Origin of the sequence: Negadavirga shengliensis (assembly GCF_042652345.1) — a bacterium.
GTDB lineage: Bacteria > Bacteroidota > Bacteroidia > Cytophagales > Cyclobacteriaceae > Negadavirga > Negadavirga shengliensis.
The window spans coordinates 22,171-29,082 of sequence record NZ_JBHSJJ010000027.1; the positions used below are offsets into that span (position 1 = coordinate 22,171).

Consider the following 6,912-nt stretch of genomic DNA (forward strand, 5'->3'; position numbering starts at 1 on the left):
TATGGTCTTAACAAATGAAATCATGATCACTACAAAAATGGAAATGGTGGAATACCAGCTGAAAAAAAGAGGCGTAACGGATCCCCGGGTAATTAATGCCATGCTTGAAGTTGACAGGGATCTTTTTGTTCCTGAAGAGCTGATGGACAGGGCCTATGAAGATGGGCCGTTACCCATTGGGAAAGGACAGACCATAAGTCAACCCTATATTGTAGGTTATATGGCCGAAAAATTAATGTTGGACAAAGAGAGCACAGTACTGGAAGTAGGAACCGGATGCGGATACAATGCAGCGGTTTTATCCCGGATTGCCTCGCACATATACAGCGTGGAGATCATTGAATGGCTGGCTGATCTTGCCAGGGAGAATTTATCCAAAGCGGGTATTGAAAATGTATCGGTCCGGGCAGGAAACGGATATGACGGATGGCCGGAAAAGGCGCCCTTTGACGCCGTTGTTCTTACTGCGGCCGCAGCCAAAATCCCGCAGCCCTTAAAGCAGCAGCTGAAGGTAGGAGGAAGGCTGCTCGCTCCGGTAGGAGAGACCATTCAGCATCTGATCCTGTTTGAAAAGATAGATCAAGACAGTTTTGAGGAGACAGAGTTTTTGCCGGTAAAGTTTGTTCCGATGACAGGAGAATCAAATAACTGATTATAAATAAGAGGCAAATGGCTAAGGAAGAAAGTTCAAAATATTATAAAGCTGAAAACAGGGAATGGATTGATTCATTGCGCTATGTCTTGGAAAATGACTCAAAGGAGCGGGTGGAGGAATTGTTGGAGTTGCTTCAAAATGAAGCAAAGAATTACAGCGTTTCCTTTACCATGCCATTTAATACGCCTTATGTGAACACCATTCCTCCTGACAAGGAAACTGCCTATCCGGGGGACCTGGAAATAGAGGAAAAATTAACCGGAATCATCCGTTGGAATGCCATGGCCATGGTGGTAAAAGCCAATATGGAAGCTGAAGGGATTGGAGGCCATATATCTACCTATGGATCCATTGCCGATTTATGGGAGGTAGGCTTTCATCATTTTTTTAAAGTAAGGGATAAAGGAAAAGCAGATATCGTGTATTTTCAGGGCCATGCCTCTCCAGGAGTATATGCACGGGCGTTTTTGGAAGGAGAGGTATCTGAAAAGGAACTCAGGAATTTCCGCAGAGAACTGTTACCGGGAGGCGGGCTATCTTCTTATCCCCACCCCTTCCTGATGCCGCGCTTTTGGCGTTTTCCCACCGTATCCATGGGCCTTTCGCCTATTATGGCCATTTATCAGGCCCGGTTCAATAAATACCTCAAAAAACGAGGGCTTATTGAGGAAGACAATCAAAAAATATGGGTGTTTATTGGCGATGGAGAAATGGATGAACCGGAATCAACCAGCGCCATAGATTTGGCTTCAAGGGATAAGTTGGACAACTTGATCTTTGTCATCAACTGTAACCTCCAAAGACTGGATGGCCCCGTGAGGGGCAACGGTAAAATCGTGCAGGAACTGGAGGCGCTGTTTAAAGGAGCAGGCTGGAATGTAATTAAACTTTTGTGGGGAAAAGATTGGGATGCCCTTTTTGAAAAGGACGATAATGGCCAATTAAGGAAACAACTCAATGAAATTCCTGATGGCCAGCTTCAAAAATACGCTTATGCAGAAGGGGCGTTCATGCGCCAGGATTTTTTCGGAAAAGATGAAGCGCTGTTGGAAATGGTCAAAAATTATTCCGACAAAGAGCTGCAGAGATTAAACAGAGGCGGTCATGATCCTGTAAAAATTTTCAATGCCTATAAGGCCGCGGTGACCCATAAAGACCAGCCCACAATTATCCTTGCCCAAACGATAAAAGGGTACGGGCAAGGAAAATCCGGTGAGGCCAGCAATGTTTCCCATCAGACCAAGAAAATGGACATTGAAGCGCTGAAGCAATTCCGGGACCGGTTTAAAATTGCGCTCTCGGATAAAGAGTTGGAAGCCATTCCTTTTATCAAGCCGGATAAGGAAAGTAAGGAAATGAAATACCTGATCCAAAAAAGGGAGGAAGCAGGGGGCTTTATACCCCGGAGGAAAGACATGAGTAGGCCGCTGAAAAATCCGGACGAATCTATTTTCAAGGAATTTTTTGAAAGTTCGGGCGAAGAAAAGGTGGCTACCACCATGGTTATGGTGAAGATATTGAGCAAACTCCTTAAAGACAAACATTACAAGGATCTTGTTGTCCCGATTATTCCTGATGAATCGCGGACTTTTGGAATTGAATCCCTGTTCCGGCAGGTGGGGATATACTCCCCCGATGGACAACTATATGACCCTGTAGACAAGGAAAGCCTTTTGTACTATAAGGAATCCGAGGATGGTGTGATACTGGAAGAAGGGATTACCGAAGCCGGCTGCATGTCGGAATTCATTGCGGCAGGCACGGCTTACCTGACGCATGGTTTAAACACCATCCCTTTTTATTTTTTCTATTCCATGTTTGGCTTCCAGCGTGTAGGGGACCTGGTTTGGGCGGCTGCGGATGCAGGCGCCAAAGGCTTTCTGATAGGGGGCATTTCCGGGAGGACAAGCATGCCTGGGGAAGGCCTGCAGCACCAGGATGGACAAAGCCATGTGTATGCCTACGCCATTCCCACCCTCAAGGCCTATGATCCGGCATTTGCCTATGAAATAGCGGTCATAGTCCAGGACGGCATTAAGCGCATGTATGTGGAGAAGGAGAATATCTTTTATTACATCACCGTGGGCAATGATACTTATCCCATGCCGGCAATGCCCAAAAACAGTAAAGAAGGTATTCTAAAAGGGATGTACCGGTTCAAAAAATCGTCAAGCAGGGCCAAAAAAAAGAAAGCCCATCTTTTTGGAAGCGGCGCCATCCTGACAGAAGTTTTGAAGGCAGCCGAAATGCTGGAAAAAAAATATGGTGTGGCTACGGATATATGGAGCATTACCAGTTATAAAGCGCTTTATGACAATGCTATAGATACCGAAAGGGCCAACCGGTCGAAGGCAAATCTAAATATGGAATCAAATTACATCCAGGAGTGTCTGGAAAATGAGGAAGGCGTTTTTGTCGCCGTATCGGACTACCTCAAAGCGCTGCCCGAATCCATAGCCAAATGGTTTCCCGCAAAATTGACGGCTTTGGGAACTGACGGCTTTGGCCGAAGTGATACCAGGGAGTTGCTGCGGGAATTTTTTGAGGTAAACGGGCAACATATCGTCTTTGCCGTATTGTACGAGCTGGCTTTACAGGGACATCTGAGTGCCACTGATTTAAGAAAAGCTGCCAAGGAGTTGGGGATTGACCCCAAAAAAGCCAACCCCAGGACGTCCTGATTCTTATCACAACAAGAAAAACAAAAACATGGCTATCGAAGTAAAAATACCGCAAATCTCAGAAGGCGTGGATTCCGCCCAGGTAATAGAAGTGCTTGTTTCCGAAGGGGATAATATTAAAAAAGAGCAGTCGATCATTGCAGTGGAAACAGACAAAGCATCTGTGGAAGTCCCTTCTTCCGACAGTGGAAAAGTGAAGGAGATAAAAGTCAAAGAGGGGGATGAGGTGAAAGTCGGAGATGTCATTCTGATCCTTGAAGAGGATGAAGAAAAAGAAGGCGGTGAAGGGAAAGAGGAAGGCGGTGGAAAAGGGCAAAAAACCGAAAAGAGTAAAGGAGAAGATCAGGAGGAAGAAGACAAGGGAAAGGAAGAAGAGGGAAAGGCGAAGGAGGATGAGGAAAAGGAAGATGAAGAAGGGGAAAAGACGGAAGAAGGCGACGAAAAGGAGGGCAAAGTTGAAAAGAAAAAGGGGAAAGAAGAAGATAAGGAGAAGGAGGAAAAAGATGGGGAAGAGGAAGGTGAAGAAAAAATGAAAGAAGATGGGGAAAAGGAAAAAAAACCGGGGAAGAATGGGGAAAAGGAAGAGCAGGATTCGGAGGGTGTACCCGCTTCTCCCGCAGTCCGAAGACTGGCGAGGGAGATGGGCGTAGAGATAAGCAAGGTGCAGGGAAGCGGCCCCGGGGGGAGGATTACGGAAGCGGATGTGAAGGCCTATTTAAAAGAGGGAAAGCAAGATTTAAGAGGATCCTCCTTGCCGGATTTCAGTCAATGGGGTCCGGTGGAAAAAGAGCCGCTTTCCCATATACGAAAGGCTACGGCGAAGAACACCCTCGCTTCTTGGCAGTCCGTACCCCATGTTTTCCAGTTCGATGAAGCCGACATCTCCGGTATTGAGAAATACATGGAGAAGTACAAGAAAGATGCGGAGGAAGCAGGGGGCAAACTCACCCTTACTGCCATTTTGGTAAAAGTTCTGGCCAATGCATTGCAGCAGTTTCCCCAATTCAATGCAAGCATAGATATGGAAAACGAAGAGGTTATCTTTAAAAAGTATTATCATATAGGCATAGCCGTGGATACTGAAAAAGGTCTTTTGGTGCCGGTGGTCCGGGATGTGGATAAAAAGACGGTGATGGATTTAGCCATAGAGATCACAGCGCTGGCAGAAAAAACAAGGCAGGGGAAATTGAAACCGGAAGAAATGGAGGGGGGAAATATCGCCGTTTCCAACCTGGGAGGTATAGGCGGCACACAGTTTACACCTATCATTTATTCTCCACATGTTGCCATATTGGGGATTTCAAGGGCAAAAATGCAACCCGTATATATAGATGACGGTTTTGAGGCCCGGCCAATACTGCCTGTTAGTCTTTCTTATGATCATCGTCTGATCGATGGGGCCGACGGGGTAAAATTCCTCCGCTGGATATGCCAGGCGCTTGAGGATCCTTATAAGGCTTTATTGGGAGCTTGATTTAATGTCAGATAAGTAGAAAAAGTGATGGCCGGAAAAGATGTAAAAGAAGTGGTGGTTCTGGGAGCTGGACCGGGAGGCTATGCCGCAGCTTTCAGGGCAGCTGATCTGGGATTAAAGGTGACGCTAATAGATCCTGAGGCCAATCCAGGCGGCGTTTGTTTATATAGAGGATGCATACCGTCCAAAGCGCTGCTGCATCTCGCCGAAATCAAGCAGACATCTGCTAAAGCGGCGGAATGGGGGCTGGCATTCAAGGATCCGGATGTTGATGCAAAAAAAATCAACCGCTGGAAAAATAAGGTAATCGCCAAACTTACCCGCGGATTAGGCCAATTGGCAAAAAGCAGGGATATTGAATACCTCAGAGGCAGGGCCAAATTTACTTCCAAAAATAAACTCGAAGTAGATGAGGATGCCGGGGGAAAACTGACCCTTGAATTCAAGCATGCCATTATAGCCACCGGATCGGTTGCCATGACGCTGCCCAACGTGGAAATTGACCATCACGTAGTTATGGACGCTGCGGATGCGCTGGAATTAAAGGAAATCCCTGGCAGTTTGTTGGTTATTGGCGGAGGATATATTGGTTTGGAATTGGGTAGCGTATATGCCTCTTTTGGATGCAAGGTTTCCATTGTGGAAATGACGGCAGATTTTCTCCCCGGAACGGATGATGATCTCATCAAAGGTTTTGAGAAAGCAAATAAGGGTCTTTTTGAGGCGGTATATTTTGAAACCCAAGTGGAAGCGGTGAACGCTGAAAAGGGAAAGGCAACTGTAAAACTGAAAACCGGTGGGAAAATAAAGGAAAAGAAATTTGATAAAATCCTGGTGGCTGTGGGCCGACAACCCAATTCGGCCTCATTGGATCTGGACAAGATCAACCCTGAAATGGATGAAAAAGGCTTTTTGAAAGTTGATGTCCGGCAGAGAACCAGCATTGAAAACATCTTTGCCATTGGGGACATAACAGGGGAGCCGTTGCTTGCCCATAAGGCTACCCATGAGGGGCGGGTAGCTGCTGAAGCCATTGCCGGGAAAGCCGGCTCGGCTTATGATCCGATGGCCATCCCGTTTATCGTATTTACCAACCCGGAAATTGCCTGGTGTGGCCTAACAGAGATCCAGGCAAAAGAAAAAGACATGAAAGTAAAAGTGGAAAGATTTCCCTGGTCCGCCTCGGGCCGGGCCATCACCCTCGGTGAAGAAACCGGGATGACCAAATTGATTCTGGATGCGGAAACCGGAAGGGTTTTAGGGGGAGGTGCCGTCGGTAAACATGCGGGCGTGCTGATCCCGGAAATTTGTTTGGCCATAGAAATGGCTGCCACTGCGGAAGACCTGGCCTTGACCATCCACCCTCATCCCACGCTCTCTGAAACGATTATGGAGGCTGCTGAGCTTTTTGTAGGAAGCCCTACCCATTTACCCAGAAAATAACCCTTTTTAACCTGAGTATATTGCATCGTTTTCATAACCAATTTTAATGGTCAAGGCTATCTCTGCTTCTACCCCTAATCCCGTGCCTTTTGGATTATTTTTAAATACTCGTCCCTGATTGTCGAAGATTTTAAACAGGGGAAAAACCCGCTACACGGTTTTGTCCTCTCCTGCTCTTATGCCCCAGACATTCCTAATCTATCCATAGACGGGAGCGTCCATGAAGAGACTGCTTTTCCGGTTGGCAGGGATAAACTTTTACCAACGACATATTTCAGAAAACCCTTCAAAATCAGTTTCAGGGCAATGTTTATTCACGGCTGCCAATTGCACTTTACGTATGAGGTCCACGCTGGTCCTGGGTGCAGGCAAATCAACACCATCATTTCTCATTTTTAAATTCTAAATTTTTATAACTCGCATCTGACGAACTTTTCCGTTATCGAGAGAAACGGAAACCTGTCGGCGTAATTGACGGAAACGCTGTCCGCCGAAGCGATCTAAGCGGGCGGGCCGGCATCCCGTACAGCTGTCCACCTCCGTTAACTTAAGGACTAACCTGCTGACAAACAGGTTTTTGAGGACGGCGTAATTCCTCCTTGGAGGAATTGCGTAGTTTTTTCCCCATATTTGTTTAGTTATTTATTTGTAAATAAAAG

The 6,912-nt window shown here is 46.5% G+C and carries 4 protein-coding genes; all 4 read left to right on the forward strand.

Annotated features, from left to right (window positions below):
* Window positions 1-22: 22 nt before the first annotated feature.
* From ACFPFU_RS25140 to lpdA, 4 genes are read left to right on the forward strand one after another with little or no spacing between them, the layout of a single operon-like run.
* Window positions 23-652 (forward strand): protein-L-isoaspartate(D-aspartate) O-methyltransferase, encoded by a 630-nt coding sequence (locus ACFPFU_RS25140; RefSeq protein WP_377069428.1) that lies wholly within the window; start codon window positions 23-25, stop codon window positions 650-652.
* Window positions 653-669: 17 nt separating this feature from the next.
* Window positions 670-3,336 carry a pyruvate dehydrogenase (acetyl-transferring), homodimeric type gene (gene aceE, locus ACFPFU_RS25145; protein WP_377069430.1) on the forward strand — a complete coding sequence of 889 codons (2,667 nt, stop codon included), beginning with the start codon at window positions 670-672 and terminating at the stop codon, window positions 3,334-3,336.
* A gap of 28 nt (window positions 3,337-3,364) precedes the next feature.
* A complete protein-coding gene (locus tag ACFPFU_RS25150; RefSeq protein WP_377069432.1) occupies window positions 3,365-4,810 on the forward strand; it encodes a 2-oxo acid dehydrogenase subunit E2 in 1,446 nt (481 codons plus the stop codon).
* Window positions 4,811-4,837: 27 nt separating this feature from the next.
* Window positions 4,838-6,253: a dihydrolipoyl dehydrogenase gene (lpdA, locus tag ACFPFU_RS25155; RefSeq protein WP_377069434.1), complete on the forward strand. Its 1,416-nt coding sequence runs from the start codon at window positions 4,838-4,840 to the stop codon at window positions 6,251-6,253.
* The last annotated feature ends 659 nt before the right edge of the window (window positions 6,254-6,912 follow it).

Bases quoted from the DNA above. Each gene is read 5' to 3' on its own strand.
- ACFPFU_RS25150 (WP_377069432.1), top strand. From the start codon at position 3,365: ATGGCTATCGAAGTAAAAATACCGCAAATCTCAGAAGGCGTGGATTCC.
- ACFPFU_RS25140 (WP_377069428.1), top strand. From the start codon at position 23: ATGATCACTACAAAAATGGAAATGGTGGAATACCAGCTGAAAAAAAGA.
- lpdA (WP_377069434.1), top strand. From the start codon at position 4,838: ATGGCCGGAAAAGATGTAAAAGAAGTGGTGGTTCTGGGAGCTGGACCG.
- aceE (WP_377069430.1), top strand. From the start codon at position 670: ATGGCTAAGGAAGAAAGTTCAAAATATTATAAAGCTGAAAACAGGGAA.